Annotated in this window: 21 protein-coding genes; 3 read left to right on the top strand and 18 right to left on the bottom strand. The window is 64.1% G+C overall.

Translation table 11 applies throughout. From position 1 onward, the window contains the following. Positions 1 to 6: 6 nt before the first annotated feature. The 5 genes from EJ072_RS31355 to dusB all read right to left on the bottom strand — a co-directional run bounded on the left by EJ072_RS31355 (position 7) and on the right by dusB (position 7,395). Entirely contained in the window at positions 7 to 1,368 is a 1,362-nt protein-coding gene (locus EJ072_RS31355) for a sigma-54 dependent transcriptional regulator (protein ID WP_042642304.1), read from the bottom strand. Beyond that, positions 1,358 to 3,649 (bottom strand): PAS domain-containing sensor histidine kinase, encoded by a 2,292-nt coding sequence (locus EJ072_RS31360; protein WP_126082756.1) that lies wholly within the window; start codon positions 3,647 to 3,649, stop codon positions 1,358 to 1,360. Before EJ072_RS31360 ends, EJ072_RS31355 begins: the two co-directional genes overlap by 11 nt. 127 nt (positions 3,650 to 3,776) lie before the next feature. Continuing rightward, complete coding sequence (gene ntrC / locus EJ072_RS31365) at positions 3,777 to 5,237, bottom strand: nitrogen regulation protein NR(I) (protein ID WP_126082757.1); 1,461 nt, start codon at positions 5,235 to 5,237, stop codon at positions 3,777 to 3,779. After that, positions 5,234 to 6,370 (bottom strand): nitrogen regulation protein NR(II), encoded by a 1,137-nt coding sequence (locus EJ072_RS31370; protein WP_126082758.1) that lies wholly within the window; start codon positions 6,368 to 6,370, stop codon positions 5,234 to 5,236. Before EJ072_RS31370 ends, ntrC begins: the two co-directional genes overlap by 4 nt. Beyond that, the gene (dusB, locus tag EJ072_RS31375) at positions 6,367 to 7,395 is read right to left on the bottom strand and encodes a tRNA dihydrouridine synthase DusB (protein WP_126082759.1); all 1,029 of its coding nucleotides are present in this window, start codon (positions 7,393 to 7,395) and stop codon (positions 6,367 to 6,369) included. Before dusB ends, EJ072_RS31370 begins: the two co-directional genes overlap by 4 nt. A 140-nt stretch (positions 7,396 to 7,535) precedes the next feature. Between dusB and EJ072_RS31380 the strand changes: the two genes are divergently transcribed. Beyond that, a complete protein-coding gene (locus EJ072_RS31380; RefSeq protein ID WP_126082760.1) occupies positions 7,536 to 8,765 on the top strand; it encodes a bifunctional 2-C-methyl-D-erythritol 4-phosphate cytidylyltransferase/2-C-methyl-D-erythritol 2,4-cyclodiphosphate synthase in 1,230 nt (409 codons plus the stop codon). Beyond that, entirely contained in the window at positions 8,762 to 9,250 is a 489-nt protein-coding gene (locus EJ072_RS31385; protein ID WP_126082761.1) for a CinA family protein, read from the top strand. The genes EJ072_RS31380 and EJ072_RS31385 overlap by 4 nt, the downstream gene beginning before the upstream one ends. On the opposite strand, the gene EJ072_RS31390 is transcribed toward EJ072_RS31385, so the two are convergent. The 10 genes from EJ072_RS31390 to eno form a co-directional block, all read right to left on the bottom strand. Continuing rightward, complete coding sequence (locus EJ072_RS31390) at positions 9,247 to 9,702, bottom strand: type II toxin-antitoxin system RatA family toxin (RefSeq protein ID WP_126082762.1); 456 nt, start codon at positions 9,700 to 9,702, stop codon at positions 9,247 to 9,249. The genes EJ072_RS31385 and EJ072_RS31390 overlap by 4 nt on opposite strands. A 6-nt stretch (positions 9,703 to 9,708) precedes the next feature. Next, entirely contained in the window at positions 9,709 to 10,674 is a 966-nt protein-coding gene (gene lipA / locus EJ072_RS31395) for a lipoyl synthase (RefSeq protein ID WP_126082763.1), read from the bottom strand. Positions 10,675 to 10,820: 146 nt separating this feature from the next. Beyond that, complete coding sequence (locus tag EJ072_RS31400) at positions 10,821 to 11,078, bottom strand: GlsB/YeaQ/YmgE family stress response membrane protein (RefSeq protein ID WP_042642286.1); 258 nt, start codon at positions 11,076 to 11,078, stop codon at positions 10,821 to 10,823. A 174-nt stretch (positions 11,079 to 11,252) separates the two neighbouring features. Beyond that, positions 11,253 to 12,701, bottom strand: a complete 1,449-nt coding sequence (lpdA, locus tag EJ072_RS31405) for a dihydrolipoyl dehydrogenase (RefSeq protein ID WP_126082764.1) — start codon at positions 12,699 to 12,701, stop codon at positions 11,253 to 11,255. Between the two features lie 28 nt (positions 12,702 to 12,729). After that, positions 12,730 to 13,368, bottom strand: a complete 639-nt coding sequence (locus EJ072_RS31410; RefSeq protein WP_126082765.1) for an SGNH/GDSL hydrolase family protein — start codon at positions 13,366 to 13,368, stop codon at positions 12,730 to 12,732. A gap of 115 nt (positions 13,369 to 13,483) precedes the next feature. After that, positions 13,484 to 14,863: a pyruvate dehydrogenase complex dihydrolipoamide acetyltransferase gene (locus EJ072_RS31415; RefSeq protein WP_126082766.1), complete on the bottom strand. Its 1,380-nt coding sequence runs from the start codon at positions 14,861 to 14,863 to the stop codon at positions 13,484 to 13,486. Between the two features lie 18 nt (positions 14,864 to 14,881). After that, a complete protein-coding gene (locus EJ072_RS31420; protein ID WP_126082767.1) occupies positions 14,882 to 16,273 on the bottom strand; it encodes a pyruvate dehydrogenase complex E1 component subunit beta in 1,392 nt (463 codons plus the stop codon). A 15-nt stretch (positions 16,274 to 16,288) separates the two neighbouring features. Continuing rightward, positions 16,289 to 17,344, bottom strand: a complete 1,056-nt coding sequence (gene pdhA / locus EJ072_RS31425; protein ID WP_126082768.1) for a pyruvate dehydrogenase (acetyl-transferring) E1 component subunit alpha — start codon at positions 17,342 to 17,344, stop codon at positions 16,289 to 16,291. Positions 17,345 to 17,520: 176 nt separating this feature from the next. Next, positions 17,521 to 17,844, bottom strand: a complete 324-nt coding sequence (locus EJ072_RS31430; RefSeq protein ID WP_126082769.1) for a septum formation initiator family protein — start codon at positions 17,842 to 17,844, stop codon at positions 17,521 to 17,523. Positions 17,845 to 18,000: 156 nt separating this feature from the next. Beyond that, the gene (eno, locus tag EJ072_RS31435; protein WP_126082770.1) at positions 18,001 to 19,275 is read right to left on the bottom strand and encodes a phosphopyruvate hydratase; all 1,275 of its coding nucleotides are present in this window, start codon (positions 19,273 to 19,275) and stop codon (positions 18,001 to 18,003) included. A 200-nt stretch (positions 19,276 to 19,475) separates the two neighbouring features. Here eno and EJ072_RS37405 point away from each other — a divergent pair, with 200 nt between their 5' ends. Then, a complete protein-coding gene (locus tag EJ072_RS37405; RefSeq protein ID WP_280952541.1) occupies positions 19,476 to 19,598 on the top strand; it encodes a hypothetical protein in 123 nt (40 codons plus the stop codon). A 65-nt stretch (positions 19,599 to 19,663) separates the two neighbouring features. On the opposite strand, the gene EJ072_RS31440 is transcribed toward EJ072_RS37405, so the two are convergent. The 3 genes from EJ072_RS31440 to EJ072_RS31450 all read right to left on the bottom strand — a co-directional run bounded on the left by EJ072_RS31440 (position 19,664) and on the right by EJ072_RS31450 (position 21,875). Continuing rightward, positions 19,664 to 20,029 carry a PRC-barrel domain-containing protein gene (locus EJ072_RS31440; RefSeq protein WP_126082771.1) on the bottom strand — a complete coding sequence of 122 codons (366 nt, stop codon included), beginning with the start codon at positions 20,027 to 20,029 and terminating at the stop codon, positions 19,664 to 19,666. Between the two features lie 128 nt (positions 20,030 to 20,157). Further along, positions 20,158 to 21,003 carry a 3-deoxy-8-phosphooctulonate synthase gene (gene kdsA, locus EJ072_RS31445; RefSeq protein WP_126082772.1) on the bottom strand — a complete coding sequence of 282 codons (846 nt, stop codon included), beginning with the start codon at positions 21,001 to 21,003 and terminating at the stop codon, positions 20,158 to 20,160. After that, complete coding sequence (locus EJ072_RS31450; RefSeq protein WP_126082773.1) at positions 21,000 to 21,875, bottom strand: VOC family protein; 876 nt, start codon at positions 21,873 to 21,875, stop codon at positions 21,000 to 21,002. Before EJ072_RS31450 ends, kdsA begins: the two co-directional genes overlap by 4 nt. Positions 21,876 to 21,918 lie beyond the last annotated feature (43 nt).

Below are 21,918 nucleotides of genomic sequence, written 5' to 3' on the forward strand. Positions count from 1 at the left end.
GCCGGTCTAGACTCCCAGCGACTTCAGCTTGCGATGCAGGGCCGACCGCTCCATGCCGATGAACTCGGCGGTCTTCGAGATGTTGCCGCCGAAGCGGTTTATCTGGGCGATCAGATAGTCCTTCTCGAATTGCTCGCGCGCCTCGCGTAACGGCAGCGCCATTATGTGCTGGTCCGACTGATTGGGCGTGCGTGGCATCACGTCGCCGATCTCGGACGGCAGAAGGTCGGCGGTGATCGGAGCATCGGGATTTTCCCCTCGCGCCAGGATCATCAACCGCTCGACATTGTTGCGCAGCTGGCGAACGTTGCCCGGCCAGTTATGCGCCTGCAGCACGGCCAGCGCATCGTCGCCGATGCGGCGCGGCTTGATGCCGGCCTGGCGTGCGATCTGCTTCATGAAATTGTCGACGAGATAGGGAATGTCCTCGCGCCGCTCGGCGAGCCCGGGCACCATGACCGGAACCACCGCCAGGCGGTGGTAGAGGTCCTCGCGGAAGCGGCCGTCGGCGATCATCGCCTCGAGGTTTTGCGAGGTGGACGAGATGATGCGGACATCGACCTTGACGCGCTTGGTGCCGCCTACCCGCTCGAACTGCTGCTCGACCAGCACGCGCAGGATCTTGTTTTGCGTCTCGCGCGGCATGTCGGCGACTTCGTCGATGTAAAGGATGCCGCGATGCGCCTCTTCCAGCGCACCGACCTTGCGTTCGGTACCGTTCGATTCGGTGCCGAACAGCTCGATCTCCATGCGCTCGGGCGTGATGGTGGCCGCGCTCAGCGTCACGAACGGGCCGGCCTTGCGCGACGACAGGGCGTGGATGGCGCGCGCCGTCAGCTCCTTGCCGGAGCCGGACGGGCCGACGATCATGACGCGGCTGTTGGTCGGTGCGACGCGCTCGATTGTCTGCCGCAGCTGGCTCATGGCCGACGACATGCCGATCAGGTCGAAGGTCTCGCCGCTGCGCTGCTTGAGGTCGGAGACCTCGCGCCGCAGCTTGGACGTTTCGAGCGCGCGCTCGGCGATCAGGATCAGGCGATCGGCCTTGAACGGCTTCTCGATGAAGTCGTAGGCGCCGCGCCGGATCGCGGACACCGCCGTTTCGATGTTGCCATGGCCGGAGATCATCACGACCGGCATGTTCGGGTGCATGGTCTTGATTTCGTCGAGCAGCGCGAGGCCGTCGAGGCGCGAGCCCTGCAGCCAGATGTCGAGGAAAATCAGCCGCGGCGCGCGGTCGGCGATCGCCGCAAGCGCGCTGTCGGCGTCATGCGCCGTACGGGTTTCATGACCCTCGTCGCTCAGGATACCGGCGACAAGTTCGCGGATGTCTTCCTCGTCATCGACGATGAGAATGTCAGACGCCATTACCGACCTTTTCAGTTTCTCGTTCGTGTTCGTTTCGACCTTCACCGCGTGGCGGCGCGGCTACGACCGTCGCCGGCGGCAGGATGATCGAGATCATCGCGCCCCGGCCACCATGGAAATCCGCTGGCGCGTCGTGCAACTCGAGACGGCCGCCATGGTCCTCCACGATCTTCTTGACGATAGCGAGGCCGAGCCCGGTCCCCTTCTCGCGCGTCGTCATATAGGGCTCGAGAAGCCTTTGGCGATTCTCGCGCGGCAGCCCCTTGCCGTTGTCGATAACGTCGATTCGTATGGCGCCATCTTGGCGCCCGGCTTGAATCCGGATTGTGCCGTCCGAACGATCCGCCGGATCAAGTCCATCGATCGCCTCGGCGGCGTTCTTGATGACGTTGCCGAAGGCCTGCGCCATCAGGCGGCTGTCGAAAGTACCCTTCAACGGCTCGCTGCCGAAATCGCGCTGGAAGGCGATGTCGGGGCGGCTGACCTCGACCAGGAAGGAGGCCTCGCGCAGCGACTCGCGCAGATCGATCGCCTTCATCTCCGGCTTCGGCATGCGGGCGAAGGCCGAGAATTCGTCGACCATGCGGCCGATGTCCTCGACCTGGCGGATGATGGTATCGGTGCACTGGTCGAAGACCTCGCGATCCTCGGTGATGACCTTGCCGTAGCGGCGCCTGATGCGCTCGGCCGAGAGCTGGATCGGCGTCAGCGGGTTCTTGATCTCATGCGCGATTCGCCGCGCCACATCCGCCCAGGCCGAAGAGCGCTGCGCCTGGACGAGATCGGTGATGTCGTCGACCGTGACCACGTAGGATTTCTCTTCCTCGCCGTCGTCGCTGGACTCGACGGTGACCTGGACGTTGAAGGTGCGCTCCAGGCCGGCGCGGAAGAAGGTTACCTGCTCGCGGTAGACCGGCTTGCCCGACTGGCGTCCGATCTCGAAGACCCGGCCGACAAGGGGCAGGACCGCCGAAAGGTTCTGGCCGAGCGTCGCACTTGCCGAAATCGCCAACATGGTTTCGGCCGAGCGATTGACGATGGTGATGATGCCGTAGGGGTCGACGCCGATGACACCGGCGGTGACGCCGGCCAGCACCGCCTCCGAGAAGCGCCGGCGCTCGTCGATCAGATCCTTGGCCGAAAGGAGCTCGTTGCGCTGCGATTTGAGCTCGAGGATCATGTTGTTGAAGGTCTCGCCGAGCGAGGCGACATCGCCGTCGGATTGGCGCACGGGCACGGCGACATCGAGATTGCCGGTGGCCACCTCGTCGGCGGCGCCGATCAGCTGACGGATCGGCCGCACGATCCGGTCGGCAACGGCGATGCCGGTCCAGATCGCCGACAGGATAATGATCAGCGTGAGCGACAGGTAAGGCAATGCAAAGGCGACCTGCGAGGTCCGCCGGTTGTCCTCCAGATTGCGGTATTCATCGGTGTTGCCCTTGACGATCTGGCGCGCCTTGATGACGTCGGGATCGACCAGCCGGATCGTATAGAGGTAAAGCCCTTCGATCTCGCGCAGCTTGATGATGGCGCCCATGATGTTGCGGGTGCGCGGCTCGATCAGCACCGGCTTGCCGGCCGCCGCGGTGTCGACGGCGCCCGCCGGCGGTTCAGGCATGGCGAAGTCGGCGTCGGTCTTGGCTTTCATGACGAACGAGCCGTCAGGATTGATCAGGGCGGCGTGCGCCAGTCCGCGGCCAACGGCTTCCTTGTTCAACAGATCGAGGAAACCACTACGGTCGAGGCCGTAGAGCGTGCGCGAGGCATCGAGATCGTATGCCATCGACAATGTCGTGCCCTGCAGGTTGCGCGCGTTCTCCTGCACATAGGCGTCGGCGATCGACAACGACGAGTTGACGATCGTCTTGGTGCGGATCTCGAACCAGCGGTCAAGGCCGATGTCGAGCGTGATCGACGCGATGATCGCCACCATGATGGCCGGGATTGCGGCAACCAGCGCGAACATCGCGACGATGCGCACATGCAGCCGCGAGGCGGCCCTGCCGTGGCGCCGCGCCAGGACGATGCGGCGCACCTCGCGGGCGATCAGCGCGATCAGGAACAGAACGAAGACGGCATTGGCCGCGACCAGGGCCCAGGTCGTGTCGGCGGTCGGCGCGATCGGCGTTGCGCCGACCAGGATAGCAAACGAGATTGCCGCCGTGATCACCGCGCCGGCGATGGCCACCACGCCGGGCAGCGCCAGCAGCCGTCGGCCGTCACGTGTGCCAGCCTGGCTGAAAAGCGGTTGGTTCAGGGTCGGAGCCTCAGCTGCCATATCGCGGTACAGAGTCGGTCATTGCGTCGGATGTATGCAACGCATTGTGGCGATTATGCAACAAGTGTGGCCGAGGACGAAATCTTTCCCCCGTCAATTCGCCAATTATTGCAAGCACGAGGCTGCGCTATGGCTGCCTGGACGACTTGTATACGTTGACGCCAAGCTCGCGGATCTTCTTGCGCAGCGTGTTGCGGTTGAGCCCCAAAAGCTCCGCCGCCTTGATCTGGTTGCCGCGCGTCGCCGTCATCGAGGCCAGCACCAGCGGATATTCGACCTCGGCGAGAATGCGCTGGTAAAGCCCCGACGGGGGTAATTCGCCGGCGAAGGAGGCGAAATAGCGCTGCAGGAAATGCTCGACCGCCTGGCCGATCGACAGATCGTCGGGAATGAGCGCGCCGCCGTCCGGCACGACTGGCCTCTCGCCGGTCTTGAGCTCAGACTCGATGATTTCCGACGAAATCTCGTCCTGCGAGTAGAGGGCGGCCAGCCGGCGCACCAGGTTTTCCAGCTCGCGCACATTGCCCGGCCAGGGATAGCGCTTCATGAGCTCGATGCCGCCGGACGAAATCCGCTTGGTCTGCAGGCCCTCGCTGGCGCCCTGCTTGAAGAAGTGCCGCACCAGGTCGGGAATGTCCTCGGAACGCTCGCGCAGCGCCGGCAGCCTCAGCGGCACAACATTGAGGCGATAGAACAGGTCTTCGCGGAAGAGGCCCTGATTGATCAGCGTGCGCAGGTCCTTGTTGGTGGCCGCGACGATGCGCACGTCGGTCTTGATCGGCGTGCGTCCGCCGACCGTCGTGTATTCACCCTGCTGCAGGACGCGAAGCAGCCGGGTCTGCGCTTCCATCGGCATATCGCCGATCTCGTCGAGGAACAGCGTGCCGCCCTCGGCCTGCTCGAAGCGGCCGCTGGAACGGTTCTGCGCGCCGGTAAAGGCGCCCTTCTCGTGGCCGAACAGTTCCGATTCGATGAGGTCGCGCGGAATCGCCGCCATGTTGATGGCCACGAACGGGCCGCCGCGGCGTCGGCCATATTCGTGCAGCGCGCGCGCCACCAGCTCCTTGCCGGTGCCGGATTCGCCGCTGATCATGACCGTGAGATCGGTCTGCATCATGCGCGCCAGCATGCGGTAGATGTCCTGCATGGCGGCGGAGCGGCCGACCAGCGGCATCGTTTCCGGCTGGTCCTCCCCGCGGGCGTCGAGCTTCGGCCGCTTCGGCTCGGATAGCGCCCGGTTGACGATGTTGAGCAGCTCGGTGAGGTCGAATGGCTTCGGCAGATATTCGTAGGCGCCCGTCTCGGAGGCGCGGATGGCGGTCATGAAGGTGTTCTGGGCGCTCATGACGATGACCGGCAGCTCGGGCCGCGCCTTCTTGATGCGCGGCAGCATGTCGAAGGCGTTTTCGTCCGGCATCACCACATCGGTGATGACGAGATCGCCTTCGCCAGCCGCCACCCAGCGCCACAGGGTCGAGGCGTTCGAGGTGACGCGCACCTCGTGGCCGACGCGCGACAGCGCCTGGTTGAGCACGGTGCGGATGGCCGCATCGTCGTCGGCGACCAGAATATTGCCGCGAACGCTCATTTGCGGTCTCCTTCTGCTTCATCGCCTGAGCCGGGCGAAGTCTCCTTCCAGGCCGGCATCAGGACGCGGAACGTGGTGCCCCGCGCGGTCGAATCGCATTCGATGATGCCACCATGCTCGCCGACGATCTTGGCGACCAGCGCGAGCCCGAGGCCGGAACCATTCGGCTTGGTGGTGATGAACGGATCAAACAGGATCGGCAGGATGTCTTCCGATACGCCGGGACCGTTGTCATGCACGCAGAATTCCAGCGGTAGCGAGACGCGGTCCTGCGTTCCAGGCACCGAAACGCGGATGCCCGGACGGAAAGCCGTCGACAGCACGATCTCCCCCTGCGGATCCGATCCGATCGCTTCGGCAGCATTCTTGACCAGGTTGAGGAAGACCTGGATCAGCTGGTCACGGTTGGCGAAGACCGGAGGCAGTGATGGATCATATTCCTCCAAGATCTTGATTCGCCTAGCAAAACCGTTCTTAGCGATCGCCTTCACGTGGTCGAGAACGACGTGAATGTTGACGGGATAGCGCTCGATCGGCCGCTCGTCGGAAAACACTTCCATACGGTCGACCAGCGAGACGATGCGGTCGGTTTCGTCCGTGATCAGGCGGGTGAGCGCCCGGTCCTCGTCGGAAGCCGAGAGTTCGAGCAACTGGGCCGCGCCCCTGATGCCGGAGAGCGGGTTCTTGATCTCGTGCGCCAGCATGGCGGCCAGGCCGGTGACGGAGCGCGCAGCACCGCGATGCGTCATCTGGCGGTCGATCTTGTCGGCCATCGACCGTTCCTGGAACATCACGACGACGGAACCCGGAAACTCCGGCACAGGAGCGACATAGAGATCGACCATCTTCTCGATGCCGAGGCGCGGCGACGAGACGTCGACGCGGTATTCGTTGACCGGCGCACGGCGCTCGCGCACCTGGTCGACCAGCGTCAGCAGCGGGCTTCCGAAGGGCACCAGCTTGGACAGCGTGTTGCGGGCAAGCATGGTCGCGCTGGAGCGGAAGAAATCCTCGGCATCCGCGTTGGCAAAAGTGATGAAGCCGTCGGGATCGACCATGATCACCGGGCGGCGGATGGTGTTGAGCACGATGTTGGCGGCGTCCGCCACCTGCTGCGGGGCATTGGCCTTCATGCAGCGCTCCGCAGGCTGTCCAACGGCAAGCTGTCGGTGAATACGCGGCGCAATTCGGCGACGATCTCCGCCGGTTCGAACGATGTGAGGATACGTTTGCGCTGCTCGGCGCGAACACCTGGAGCATGGCGGTCAAGATACCAGCCGAGATGCTTGCGCGCCTGGCGCAGGCCGCTTTCGACGCCGTAGAGCGCGAGCATGTCGTCGTAATGCGAGACGACGTAATCGGTTAACTCTTGCGGCGTCAGTGGAATGCCCTGTGTCTTTGCGCCGCCCGCGGCCGTCGCAATACCGCCGGCGATCCATGGCGCGCCATAATGCGCGCGGCCGATCATCACCGCGTCGGCGCCGGATTGATCGAGGATCGCCGCTGCTTCCTCAGGCGAGCCGACATCCCCGTTCGCCACCACGGGAATCGACACGGCTTGCTTGACGCGCGCGATGGCGCGCCAGTCGGCCCTGCCCTGGTAGAACTGACAGCGCGTGCGGCCATGCACGGTCACCATGCTGACGCCGGCCTGTTCGGCGCGCCGCGCCAGCATCGGAGCGTTGAGAGCGCTTTCGTCCCAGCCCAGCCGCATCTTGACCGTCACCGGCAGCGAGACGGCGCCGACCACCGCCTCGATCAGGGACAGTGCATGGTCGAGGTCGCGCATCAGCGCCGAACCGGCATAGCCGCCGGTCACCTTCTTCGCCGGGCAGCCCATGTTGATGTCGATGATATCGGCGCCCTCGCCCGCCGCGATTCGCGCGCCCTCGCCCATATGGGCGGCCTCACGGCCGGCCAGCTGCACCATATGTACCGGCAGGCCGGAATGACGTATACGCAGGTCGCAGCCCGCCCTGCCCTTGGCCAGTTCGCCGCTCGCCACCATTTCCGACACGACCAGCCCCGCGCCATGCGCGTGGGCGCGCTGCCGGAACGGCTCGTCGGTGATGCCCGACATCGGCGCGAGGAAAACCCGATTGCGGATTTTTACCCCGCCGACATCGAGTGGCGATGCCAATGTGGTCAGTTCAGCCATGCACAAAAACCAAGCATGTTCGATCGTTGCACATTCTCTAGCCAGAAGTGTGGCGTTGTGCAACGCGCAATGACGTCACATTAAGGCGCATTTTGGAAAATGCTGGCCTTCGGCCATCACCCCGACTAGGACCGATCGGAATGAGCGAGGCAAGCGAAAAGCAAGCGGCGTCCCCAGGCGGCGGGATCGGAGTGGTGATCGTGGCCGCCGGCCGTGGCGCGCGCGCCGGTCAGGCCGACGGTCCGAAGCAATATCAGCGCATCGGCGGCCGTGCCGTTATCGCCCATACTCTGGATATCTTTCTTTCGCATCCGTTGATCGGCCCGGTTGTTGTCGCCATCCACGCCGACGATGCCGAGCTGTTGCAACGCGCCGCGGGGGCACACGCCGAACGTCTCATCACTGTTATCGGCGGCCCGTCGCGCCAGGCCTCCGTCCGGCTCGGCCTCCTCGCGCTAAGGGACCAGGCACCCGAAAAGGTGCTTGTGCATGACGCCGTGCGCCCGTTCGTCGATGCCGGGCTGATCGATCGCACCATCGAGGCCATCGGGGAGCGCCACGGCGCCCTGCCGGCACTGCCCGTCGCCGATACGCTGAAGCGGGAATCGGCCACCGGCATGATCGACGAGACGGTGTCGAGGGCCGGCCTTCATGCGGCGCAGACGCCGCAGGGTTTTCCGTTCTGGCCGCTGCTTGCGGCGCATGAGAAGGCGCATCATCTGGGCAAGACGGAATTCACCGACGACGCGGCGATCGCCGAATGGGCGCAGATACCGATCAAGATCGTTCCCGGATCGCCAGACAACGTCAAACTCACCTGGGCAAGGGACATTGCATTGGCCGACGAGCGGCTCTCCAGCGCGCAGCACCGCTTCCCGGATATTCGCACCGGCAATGGCTACGACGTGCATGCGTTCGAGCCCGGCGACCATGTCACGCTCTGCGGCGTCGCCATTCCCTATGACCGCAAGCTCTCCGGCCATTCGGATGCCGATGTCGGGCTGCATGCGCTGACCGACGCGCTGCTTGCCACCTGCGGCGCCGGCGACATCGGCACGCATTTCCCGCCATCGGACCCGCAATGGAAGGGTGCGGCCTCGAGGATCTTCGTCGAGCACGCGGCCAAGCTGGTGCGCGAGCGCGGCGGCCGCATCGCCAATGCCGACATCACGCTGATCTGCGAGGCGCCGCGAGTCGGCCCGCATCGCGCCGCGATGACGCAGGCGCTTTCGGCCATGCTCGGCATTGCGCCCGAACGCATTTCGATCAAGGCGACGACCAATGAGAAGCTTGGATTTGTCGGGCGCGGCGAAGGCATCGCGGCGATCGCCACGGCCAGCGTCGTATATCCGGGAGAGGTTCCGGCATGAGCAACGCTGAACTTGCAAACGCCCTGCTCCAGGCCTGCCAGCAGCGCGGCATCATGCTGGCGACCGCCGAAAGCTGCACCGGCGGCCTGATCATTGCCGCGCTGACCGACATTGCCGGATCGTCCGCCGTGGTCGATCGTGGCTTCATCACCTATTCCAACGAAGCCAAGATGGAGATGCTCGGTGTCTCCGCCGCCACGCTCGAGGCGCATGGCGCGGTCTCGCGCGAGACGGCGCTGGAGATGGCCGCGGGCGCGCTGGCGCATTCGCGGGCAAGCCTGTCGCTCGCCGTCACCGGCATTGCCGGTCCCAGCGGCGGCTCGGCGGACAAGCCGGTGGGCCTTGTCTGGTTCGGGATCGGATTGGCCGGACAGCCGGTTGTCGCCGAACAGCAATTGTTCGGCCAGAAGGGCCGCGAATTCATCCGGCACGAGACGGTGCGTCACGCGCTGCAACTCGGGTTGCGGGCGCTCGGCGAAAGTTAGGCCGGCTTCGCGCCATAGATGACATCGGCGCGCTTCTCGAAGGCTTCCGAGAACATGCGGAAGGCGCGGTCGAACATCGTGCCCATCAGCGCGCCGAGAATGCGGCTCTTGAATTCATAGTCGATGAAGAAATGCACCTCGCAGCCGCCATCGGCCGGGTCGAAGCGCCAGATGTTGCTGAGATATTTGAACGGGCCGTCGATGTATTTGACGTCGATGGCGTTGTCGTCGGGCTTCAGCAGCACCTGTGTCGTGAAGGTCTCGCGGATCGCCTTGTAGCCGATGCTCATGTCGGCAACCAGGATGGTGCGGCCGTCCCGCTCCTTGCGCGAGCGCACGGTGAGCGATTCACAGAGCGGCAGGAATTGCGGGTAGGCCTCGATGTCCGCCACCAGCGCGAACATTTCTTGCGGTGTATGCGCGACGCGGCGTGTCGCCTCGAATTTCGGCATTGAAAGTCAGCTGGCCTTCGCGAGCTGCGCCTCGCGCGCCGCGCGCAGCCTGGCGAAATCCTCGCCGGCATGGTGCGAGGAACGCGTCAGCGGGCTCGATGCCACGAGCAGGAAACCCTTGGTCTTGCCGATCGTCTCGTAGGACTTGAACTCGTCCGGCGGGATGAAGCGGATCACCGGATGGTGCTTCTTCGAGGGCTGCAGGTACTGGCCGATGGTCATGAAGTCGACATTGGCCGACCGCAGATCGTCCATCAGCTGCAGCACCTCGTTCCGCTCCTCGCCGAGGCCGACCATGATGCCGGATTTGGTGAAGATCGACGGGTCGAGTTCTTTCACGCGCTGGAGCAGCCGGATCGAATGGAAATAGCGGGCACCGGGCCGGACCGTTAGGTAGTTCGACGGCACGGTTTCGAGATTGTGGTTGAAGACGTCGGGCTTGGCGGCGACGACGATCTCCAGCGCGCCGTCCTTGCGCAGGAAGTCGGGCGTCAGGATCTCGATCGTCGTCGACGGCGTCGCCGCGCGGATGGAGCGGATGACGTGGGCGAAATGCTGCGCGCCGCCATCTGCAAGGTCGTCGCGATCGACCGAGGTGATGACGACGTGGCTCAGCCCCATCTGCTTGACGGCGTGTGCCACGCGCGCCGGTTCATCCGGATCGAGCGCGGTCGGGATGCCGGTCGCGACGTTGCAGAAGGCGCAGGCGCGCGTGCAGATCTCGCCCATGATCATGAAGGTGGCGTGCTTCTTGTCCCAGCATTCGCCGATATTCGGGCAGCCGGCCTCCTCGCACACCGTCACCAGCTTGTGCGACTTCACGATCTCGCGCGTCTCGGAATAGCCCTTGGAGACCGGGGCCTTGACGCGGATCCAGTCCGGCTTGCGCAGCACCTCCTGGTCGGGCCGGTGCGCCTTCTCGGGATGCCGCGGGCGCGGCCGGTTGGCGATCGTGTCTACGACTGTGACCATCTCAAACCCTTCGCGGCCGCGATTTCGCCAGCCGCTTGTCTTTCGTCATCTAGGACTTTTCGCGGCAAAGAAAAAGGCCGGGGCAGCGCATGCCGCCACGGCCGTTTTCGCATAGCAGGCTTCGTTCAGCGACGCATTCGCGCGCCTTACCGGCGAACGAGCCGGCCAACAAAGATCAGCAGGCAGGCCCCGATGAAGCCGGTGATCAGATAGGCGACCCAGCCGACGCCGAACGACTGGATGTTGAGAGCCTGCAGGATCGCGTTCAGCACGATCGCGCCGACGATGCCCATGATGATGTTCATGAAGATGCCGGTGTTGCTCTTCATGACCATCTCGGCGAGCCAGCCCGCCAAGCCGCCGACGATGATGGCTGCGATCCAGCCGACGCCATTCAAATGCATGTGCCAGTTCCTCCTCGATCAGGTGAAAATGCATCCGGATACGAACCGCCTTGCCGTCAGCTATCTCCGGCTGCCGCGTGTGAGTCTCGCCTGACCAATCTAGCACGGATCGGCCGTCTATCACCGATCGGCGATCTATCACCGATTGGTGATCTGTCGCCGGGCGGTGATTTGTCATGCGTTCAAAGCGCGGCCATAGGCGTCGAGCACGCTCTCCTTCATCATCTCCGACAGCGTCGGATGCGGGAAGATCGTGTGCATCAGCTCTTCCTCGGTCGTCTCCAGGTTCATCGCCACCACAAAACCCTGGATGAGCTCTGTCACTTCGGCGCCGACCATATGGGCGCCGAGAAGCTGCCCGGTCTTCTTGTCGAAGATGGTCTTGACGAAACCCTGGTCCTCGCCCAGCGCGATGGCCTTGCCATTGGCGCTGAAGGGGAAGCGGCCGACGCGGATGTCCTTGCCTTCCGCCTTGGCCTTCGCCTCGGTCAGGCCGACCGACGCGACCTGCGGGCTGCAATAGGTGCAGCCGGGGATCTTCAGCTTGTCGATGGCGTGCACGCCCGGGAAGTTGGCGATCTTCTCGATGCAGACGACGCCTTCATGCTCTGCCTTGTGGGCGAGCATCGGCGGGCCGGCGACGTCGCCGATGGCGTAGATGCCGGGCACATTGGTCTTGCCGTAACCGTCGACGACGATGCAGCCGCGATCGGTCTTCACGCCGAGCGTCTCGAGACCGAGATTCTCGATGTTGCCCTGCACGCCGACGGCAGAGATCATGCGGTCGGCGGTGATCTTCTCCACCTTGCCGTCCTTCATCTCGACATGCGCGGTGACCGAATTGGCGCCCTTATCGACCTTGGTCACCTTGGCTTCGAGGATGATCTTCATCCCCTGCTTCTCAAACTGTTTTTGCGCGAATTTCGAGACTTCGGCGTCCTCAACCGGCATCACCGCGGGCAGCAGCTCGACCACCGTCACGTCCGCGCCCATGGTGCGGTAGAAGGAGGCGAACTCGATGCCGATGGCGCCCGAGCCCATCACCAGCAGCGACTTCGGCATCTCTTTCGGCACCATCGCCTCGAAATAGGTCCAGATCAGCTTGCCGTCCGGCTCGATGCCGGGCAGCGCGCGCGGCCGGGCGCCGGTCGCGAGAATGATGTGCTTGGCGGTGTAGGTGCCCTCGCCCTTGACGCCTTTCGGCACCGGCGGCTGCGGTTCCATCGCCTTCTTGGCGGTCTTCGAGACGACGACTTCGCCGGGCTTGGAGAGCTTCGCCTCGCCCCAGATGACGTCGACCTTGTTCTTCTTCATCAAGAAGCCGACGCCGCTGTTCAGCCTGAGCGACACTTTTCGCGAACGGTCGACCACGGCGGCCGGGTCGGGGCTGACCTTGCCGCCCTCGAGCTTAAGGCCGTAGTCCTTCAGGTGATCCGAATAATGCATGATCTCGGCCGAGCGCAGCAGCGCCTTGGTCGGGATGCAGCCCCAGTTGAGGCAGATGCCACCCAGATGCTCGCGCTCGACGATCGCCGTCTTGAAGCCGAGCTGGGCGGAACGCACCGCCGTGACATAGCCGCCGGGGCCTGAGCCGATGATGATGACGTCGTAGGATTCAGCCACGGGGTTTTCTTCCTGATCTTTCTGAAGGTTAGAATGAGAGCATCACGCGCACGAGCGGCGCCAGCGCCTTGCCGATGTTGCGCGTGTTCTCGGCATCGAGGTGGACGCCGTCGAGCGGCGTGGTGACGGCCACCGTGCCGGCGTCGAAGAAGCCGCAGCCGGCCTCGTCGGCCAGTGCTGAATATTGCGGCGCCAGACGCTTGGAAGCGTCGTCGCCGCCGGCGAACATTTCCTTGAATTCGGCATTGTCGGTGCGCGTCACCACCGGCGGCGCGACGATGAGGATCTGCGGTGCGGGCCAGTCGAACGGATAGTCATGGCCGCGCACGATGTCGATCAGGCGCTGGATGCCCTGTTTGGCTGCGACCGGATTGCCGTGGATCCATGGCTTCATGTCGTTGGCGCCAAGCATGATTATGATCAGGTCGAGCGGCGCATGGCTGGTCAGGATCGTCGGCAGCACACGGGCGCCATTGCGGTCCGCGCCGGCCAGATGGTCGTCGAAGGCCGTGGTGCGGCCGTTAAGGCCTTCGGCGATGACCTGGATGTCGTCGCCGAGCTCGGCCCCCAGCAAGCTCGGCCAGCGATCCTGGAGCGCATGGCGCCCGAGGCTGGCTGCGTCGTAGCCCCAGGTGAGAGAGTCGCCGTAGCAGAGAATCGTCTTCATGCTTTTGCCACACCCCTGCCGTCACCGGTCGACCAGGCCGCCAGCGCGCGATCCGCCCGACGGAAAGAACAAGGCGAAAGGCCGGTGAAGAATTTCCGCACCGCCTTTTCCCGTCCTACACCAGCATGCCCATCGGGTTTTCGATCATGCGCTTGAAGGCGCCGAGCAGTTCGGCGCCGAGCGCGCCGTCGACCGCGCGGTGGTCGGTCGAAAGCGTCACTGACATCACCGTGGCAATCTTGATCTCACCCTTCTTCACCACCGCACGCTCCTCGCCCGCGCCGACCGCCAGGATCGTCGCATGCGGCGGGTTGATGACGGCGGCAAAGTCCTTGATGCCGAACATGCCGAGATTGGACACCGCCGTCGTGCCGCCCTGATACTCTTCCGGCTTCAGCTTGCGGCTCCTGGCACGGCTGGCCAAATCCTTCATCTCGTTGGAGATCACCGACAGCGTCTTTTCATCGGCATGCCGGATGATCGGCGTGATCAGGCCGCCGGGAATCGACACGGCGACGCCGACATCGGCGTGCTTGTGCTTGACCATGGCGTTCTCGGTCCAGGAGGCGTTCGCATCCGGCACCGCCATCAGCGCCATGGCCATCGCCTTGATCACCATATCATTGACGGAGAGCTTGTAGGCCGGAACCTCGCCCTTGTCGGTCTTCCTCATCGGGGCGGCGGCATTGAGCTGCGTGCGCAGCGCCAAGAGCGCATCGAGCTCGCAGTCCAGCGTCAGATAGAAATGCGGGATGGTGGACTTCGCCTCGACCAGGCGGCGCGCGATGGTCTTGCGCATGTTGTCATGCTGAACGAGCTCGTAGGAGCCTTCGGCGAACAGCTTCAGCACCTGGTCGTCCGACATCGGCTTGGGTGCCGGCGCCGGAGTCGCGCCAGGGGCGCCGGCCGGCGCTTTCGCGGCAGGCGCCGCCTTGGCGCCGCCGGAAGAGATCGCCGCTTCGACATCGGCCTTGACGACGCGGCCATGCGGGCCGGTGCCGGTCACGGCGGAAACATCCACGCCCGCATCCTTGGCGATGCGGCGAGCCAGCGGCGACGCGAAGACGCGGTCGCCGGCGGCGTGGCCGTTGGCGACGGGAGCGGGCTCGGCCTTCGCCGGCGCAGGCGCCGCGGCCGCTGCTGCCGGCTTGGGTGCTTCCTTGGGGGCTTCGGCCTTCGGAGCGTCCGCCTTCGGCGCTTCGGCCTTTGGCGCGGCGCTGCCACCGCTCTTGGCCGCGGCGGCGGCATCCTCGCCCTCACCGGCCAGGATCGCGATCAGTGCGTTGACCTTGACGCCTTCGGTGCCGGCCGGAACCACCAGCTTGGCGACCGTGCCTTCATCGACGGCCTCGACTTCCATCGTCGCCTTGTCGGTCTCGATCTCGGCGATCACGTCGCCGGGCGAAACCTTGTCGCCTTCCTTGACCAGCCATTTTGACAGGTTGCCCTCTTCCATGGTCGGAGAGAGCGCCGGCATGGTGATGTTGATTGGCATGATGTCCTCCCGACCGGCTTAGCGATAGGTAACGGCTTTGACGGCCTCGACGACCTCGCCGACATTGGGCAGCGCCAGCTTTTCGAGGTTCGCCGCATAAGGCATCGGCACGTCCTTGCCGGCGATGGTGATCACCGGCGCGTCGAGGAAGTCGAAGGCGCGCTGCGAGACCTGGTTGGCGATGTGGTCGCCGACCGAGTTCTGCGGAAAACCTTCTTCCACCACCACGAGACGGTTGGTCTTCTTTACCGAGGCGATGATCGTGTCGAAGTCGAGCGGCCGGATGGTCCTGAGATCGATGATCTCGGCATCGATGCCCATGCCGCGCAGCTCGGCCTCCGCCTTGACCGCGTAGGTCATGCCGATACCGAAGGAGACGATGGTGACGTCCTTGCCCTGCTTGTGGATGCGAGCCTTGCCGATCGGCAGCACGAAGTCGTCGAGCTTCGGCACATCGAAGGAGTGGCCGTAGAGGATCTCGTTCTCGAGGAAGATGACCGGGTTCGGATCGCGGATAGCCGCCTTGAGCAGGCCCTTGGCGTCGGCCGCCGTGTAGGGCATCACCACCTTGAGGCCGGGGATGTGACTGTACCAGGCGGCATAGCATTGCGAGTGCTGCGCGGCGACGCGGGCGGCGGCGCCGTTCGGGCCGCGGAAGACGATCGGCGCGCCCATCTGGCCGCCGGACATATAGAGCGTCTTGGCGGCCGAGTTGATGATCTGGTCGATCGCCTGCATGGCGAAGTTGAAGGTCATGAACTCGACGATCGGCTTCAGCCCGGCCATCGCCGCACCCACGCCGACACCGGCAAAGCCGTGCTCGGTGATCGGGGTATCGACGACCCGCCGCGGCCCGAATTCCTGCAGCAGGCCTTGCGTGATCTTGTAGGCGCCCTGGTACTCGGCGACTTCCTCGCCCATGACGAAGACGTCGCCGTCGCGGCGCATCTCCTCGGCCATGGCGTCGCGGAGCGCCTCGCGCACCGTGGTGGAAGCCATCTCGGTGCCGGCGGGAATGTCCGGCTCGGCCGCTACTTCCGTCTTCGGCGCGGCGGCGACAGGGGCCGGAGCCTCGCTCTTGGGGGCAGCGGGCGCCGGCGCAGGCGCGGCTTCAGCCTTGGCAGGTTCTTCCTCGCCGATGCCTTCGCCGGCCTTGTCGACGTCTTCGCCGTCGACCGCGAGCACGGCGATCACCGCATTGACCTTGACGCCTTCGGTGCCGGCGGGAACGACGATCTTGGCCAGCGTGCCTTCGTCGACGGCTTCGACCTCCATCGTCGCCTTGTCGGTCTCGATCTCGGCGATCACGTCACCGGCGACGACCTTGTCGCCCTCGTTCTTCAACCATTTGGAAAGATTGCCCTCTTCCATCGTCGGTGAGAGCGCGGGCATGAGAATTTCGATCGGCATGTCCTTGCCCTCCCCTTAGAGTACGATGTCGGTCCAGAGCTCGGACGGATCCGGCTCGGCGTCGTTCTGGGCGAATTCGGCGGCGTCGGCGACGATGTCGCGAACTTCCTTGTCGATGGCCTTGAGCTCGTCCTCGCTTGCCCACTTCTTGTCGAGCAGCCGCACCCGAACCTGCTCGATCGGGTCGTGCTCGGAGCGCATCTTCTGCACCTCCTCCTTGGAGCGGTACTTCGCCGGGTCGGACATCGAATGGCCGCGATAGCGGTAGGTCTGCATTTCGAGGATAAGCGGGCCGTTGCCGGCGCGGCACCATTCGGTGGCGATGTCGGCCGCCGACTTCACGGCGCGGACGTCCATGCCGTCGACCTGGATGCCGGGGATCTTGAAGGAAGCGCCGCGATGCGAGAAGTCGGTCTCTGCCGACGAGCGCGACACCGACGTGCCCATGGCGTAGCGGTTGTTCTCGATGATGTAGATCACCGGCAGCTTCCACAGCGAGGCCATGTTGAAGCTCTCATAGACCTGGCCCTGGTTGGCGGCGCCGTCGCCGAAATAAGTCAGCGAAACGTTCTTATTCTCGCGGTAGCGGTTGGCGAAGGCGAGACCGGTGCCGAGCGACACCTGGGCGCCGACGATGCCGTGGCCGCCATAGAAATGCTTCTCCTTGGAGAACATGTGCATGGAGCCGCCCTTGCCCTTGGACAGGCCGCCGCGGCGTCCGGTGAGCTCGGCCATGACGCCGCGCGGTGACAGGTCCATCGCCAGCATGTGGCCGTGGTCGCGATAGGCGGTGATCATCTGGTCGCCTTCGACCAACGCCATCTTCATGCCGGTGACGACGGCTTCCTGGCCGATATAGAGATGGCAGAAGCCGCCGATGAAGCCCATGCCGTAAAGCTGGCCGGCCTTCTCCTCGAAGCGGCGGATCAAGAGCATATGCCGGTAGGCGGAGAGCTCTTCTTCCTTGGTGAAATCAGCGGGCTTGGGTGCTGACAGATTGGGCTGCTTGTCGGATCTGGATTTGTTGTCGGATCTGGATTTCGCGGGCGCTTTTTTGGCGGCGGTGGCCATGCGTCACTCCCTGTTGGCGTCTCTTTGCGGACATTCAGGGAGATCGAAAAGTCTCCCCACCGATTTGCGCGAGGCTAACATGCAAGGATGCATTGCGCCATGCTGAAAAATGCATGGCTGGCATGCATCTAAGCGATTAGAATCATTGAAAATAACGGCGATTAACCGAAAATCGGTTATTTCCTCGCGGAGGGCAGCATGATGGTGATTTCGTCGGGCTGAGACAAATTGAGCGCCTTTCGGGCCTGCTCGTCAAGCATATCCTTTTCCAGCGTGCCTTCATGCATCAGCTGGACACGGCGCTCGAAATCGACCCGGCGCGCCTTCACGGCATCAAGCTGCGCCTGCAGTTCGGCCGCCCGGGCCTCGAGCCGGTACTTGGAATAGATGCCGAACTCGCCGTGATAGGCATGGAAGCCGAAATAGGCCAGAAAGAGCGCGCAGAGCGAAGGGATGATCAGCCTGCCGGTGTTTCTCTGCTTGTGCTGACGTGTCCACATGACCCGAACCCTCGCGGCCGCGAACGCAAGCGGCCATGAGTCGTATTTCGCCCGATTGTGCTTAATGGACGGTTACGGGCGACCTGTTGCAGGACCGCCGGAAATGAAAAAGGGCGGGATGCCCCGCCCTTTCCAAACTGTTCCAAACAGGCTGGATCAGCCCTTGAACACCGACTTGCCGGCGTAACGCGCCTGCTTGCCGAGCTCTTCCTCGATGCGGATGAGCTGGTTGTACTTGGCCATGCGGTCCGAACGCGACAGCGAGCCGGTCTTGATCTGTCCGCAATTGGTGGCGACCGCGAGGTCGGCAATGGTCGAATCCTCGGTCTCGCCCGAACGGTGCGACATTACGGCGGTGTAGCCGGCCTTGTGCGCGGTCTCGACCGCGTCGAGCGTCTCGGTCAGCGAGCCGATCTGGTTGACCTTGACCAGGATCGAATTGGCGACGCCCATGCGGATGCCATCGCGCAGCCGCGCCGTGTTGGTGACGAAGAGGTCGTCGCCGACGAGCTGGGTCTTCTTGCCGATCAGGTCGGTCAAATACTTCCAGCCTTCCCAGTCGTCCTCGGCAAGGCCGTCCTCGATGGTGATGATCGGATAGTCGGAAGCGAGCTTGGCCAGGTACTTGGCCTGCGCCTTCGGATCGCGGGTCTTCTTCTCGCCCTCATAGACGTAGTTGCCATCCTTGAAGAACTCGGTCGCCGCGCAGTCGAGGCCAAGCGCGACATCCTCGCCGGGCTTGAAGCCAGCCTTCTCGATCGACTCCATGATGAAATCGAGCGCCGACGGCGCGCTCTTCAGGTTGGGGGCGAAGCCGCCCTCGTCGCCGACATTGGTGTTGTGGCCGGCATCCTTCAGCTTCTTGCGGAGCGTGTGGAAAATCTCCGAGCCCCAGCGCACGCCGTCACGCAGCGTCGGCGCGCCGATCGGCAGGATCATGAACTCCTGGAAGTCGATCGGATTGTCGGCATGGGCGCCGCCATTGATGATGTTCATCATCGGCACCGGCAGGATGTGCGCCTTGGCGCCGCCGACATAGCGGTAGAGCGGCAGGCCGGCGGCTTCGGCCGCAGCCTTGGCGACGGCCAGCGAGACGCCGAGGATGGCGTTGGCGCCGAGGCGGCTTTTGTTCGGGGTGCCGTCGAGCTCGATCATCGTCTGGTCGATATGGATCTGGTTCTCGGCTTCCATGCCGCCGATCGCCTCGAACAGCTCGCCGTTCACGGCTTCGACGGCGCGCTGGACGCCCTTGCCGAGATAACGCGGCCCGCCGTCGCGCAGCTCGACCGCCTCATGCGCGCCGGTGGATGCGCCCGATGGCACCGCGGCGCGGCCCATCGAGCCGTCCTCCAGCACCACGTCGACCTCGACGGTCGGATTGCCACGGCTGTCCAGGATTTCACGCCCGACAATGTCGATGATGGCGGTCATTTGCGATGTCCCCGATTGATCGATTGAAGCGTCGCGCCCCTCTTAGCCAAAGCGGCGCAAAAGGCAATCGGCGCGCCCGCAATTATTGCCGCGGGCCGGATTCACGAAGCGCAAATTTCTGTCAACATAAGTCATGCGCATCGCGTGGCCTTCTCGTCTATGGTCGCGTTCGCGCGGGGCGAAACAGGAGGAGTTTCGCCATGTCCCAGTTGAGCGGTATCGTGAGTTTGTTCCTGATCGCGGCGGCGTTCCTGACGTCGTGCGACGACCAGAAACCGCAGCAGAGCTCGGTGGAATTGTCGACGCTCCAAGCGGCGCAGTAGTTCAACGCCAAAGGCCCCCGGGTTTTGCCCGGGGGCCTTTGGCTTTCAGTGCACCTATCTAGCGGTCAATGCCAATAGGGCTTCACGTGATAATACTGGAATGAAGCATCGCGAGCGGCCTCGCCGTCAGCGCCGGTCAGTTCCTCGATCGAATAGGCGGGCGCGGCCTGCAACTGCTCCTTGGTGAACGGGACGACGTAGCCGCCTTGATCCTCGTCATAGTCAAGCGTCGCCCACGGGATGGCGTGGTACTTCTCGCCCATGCCAAGGAAGCCGCCGAAGCCGATCACGGCGAACATGATGCCGTTCGACATCTTGTCGAGCATCACGTCCTCGATACTGCCGATGCTCTTGCCTTCCGTGTTGTAGACAGACGTGCCGATGACGCGCGAGGCGGCAATGGCTTCAGTGTGCCCGGACGGGGTGGTCATGGTGGTGCTCCTCTCGATTGAATGCCTGCATTGACAATGAGAGGAGCGGGTGAAGGTTCCCGACTTTTGCTTGCTGTCGACCAGGCAGTGCCAACTCCCACAAGCCAGCGCGAGGTCCGTCGCCGCAATCAGTGCCCCTTGGCGATGCGGTCGAAGGCCATCAGCTTTTCCAGCAGCGCCGGCATGTCCTTGAGAGGCACCATGTTAGGGCCGTCTGAAGACGTGGAATTGTCGGGGTCCTGATGGGTCTCGATGAAGACACCGGCCACACCGACGGCAACGGCCGCGCGCGCCAGCGTCGCGACGAAGCGCCGTTCGCCGCCGGAGGAGCCGCCCTGCCCGCCCGGCTGCTGCACGGAATGGGTCGCGTCGAAAATCACCGGAGCGCCGATCTCGGCCATGATCGGCAACGCGCGCATGTCAGAGACCAGCGTGTTGTAGCCGAAGGAGACACCGCGCTCGGTGGTGAGCACGTTCGCATTGCCGGAGCCAGTGATCTTGGCGACGACGTTCTTCATGTCCCAGGGCGCGAGGAACTGGCCCTTCTTCACATTGATGACTTTGCCGGTTTTGGCCGCGGCGACCAGCATGTCGGTCTGGCGCGACAGGAAGGCCGGGATCTGCAGGACATCGACGTGGGGCGCGACGATGGCGCATTGTTCCTCGGTGTGGACGTCGGTCAGCACCGGGAGCCCAAACTCCTTGCGCAGATCGTCGAAGATCGGCATCGCCGCATCGAGCCCAGCACCGCGCGTCGCCGAAAGCGAGGTGCGGTTGGCCTTGTCGTAGCTCGTCTTGTAGACAAGGCCGATGCCCAGACGGTCAGTCAGTTCCTTCAGCGCGCCGGCCATGTCGAAGGCGTGCTGGCGCGATTCAAGCTGGCACGGGCCGGCGATCAGCGACAGCGGCGCATTGTTGGCGAAGACGACCTTGCCGACGGTTACCGATGAATTGGGCGCCAGGGGCTTGCTCATGGGATCTCCCGGAAGATGAAGGCGGCGCCCTGCCCGGGCGCCGGCGGAACGACGATATCATTGCCGCTCATGTTGTGTCGGACTGCGTTGTCCGCAAGCAGCTGCTTGGCGGCGGCCGTGTCGCGAACCGAGAAAACGATGGCCGTGAAGCGCAGGTTCGGCGATGGCGCGACTTTCAGCCCAAAGCGCGAGCCATAGTCTTCGCACGAAAGAACGCTGAGGACCGCATTCGGCAGCCGCACCGCGTCGCCATCGCTCGCATCCGCTTCGGCGGCGGTCGCGATCAATCCGATCTGGGCTGCGGGCCTGTCACTGACGGCGATGATTTCGAGAATACCCGTCACGCCATTGGCGTGCGCCTGCAGCGCCGTGCGATCGATCTTTGGCGCGTTGATGCGCTGGCAGGCGAAGAGGAAGGCCTCGTCGGCCTCCTTGTCGGATACGAATGCCAGCTTGAAGGAAGCCATGTCGCTTTTGCCGTTTGCGTCGGTAAAGGCGCGCGAGAAGCTCAGCATCCCGCCGGCCGAAAGACCGGCCTCGACATAGCGCGTATGATCGGCATCGGCATTGGCCGTTCCGAAGACAACAGCGGAAAAACCTTCCTCGCCAAGGGTTTGACGGTAGAGACGGTCGCGCGCGACGAAGACATTGCCTTCGCTTATGGCGAGGTCCGCCGCCTGTTCATTTCCGATCGCCAGCGGCTCCAGATAGGTGCCGTCGGTGAAAAAGACGCAGGCATTCTCCGTGCCGAAGGGGTGGATGCCCGTGGGCGCGACGACAAAGCCGAGCGACGTCAGGCGCGAGCGGACGGCATCGAGGTTCTCTGCCGGCAGAACGAGATGGTCGAGCGGATGAGCGGATTTTTTGGTCATGCCGGCGCGGTTTGCCCCATTCCGACCCGCGGTTCAAGGGCGC

Origin of the sequence: Mesorhizobium sp. M2A.F.Ca.ET.046.03.2.1 (genome assembly GCF_003952425.1) — a bacterium.
GTDB lineage: Bacteria > Pseudomonadota > Alphaproteobacteria > Rhizobiales > Rhizobiaceae > Mesorhizobium.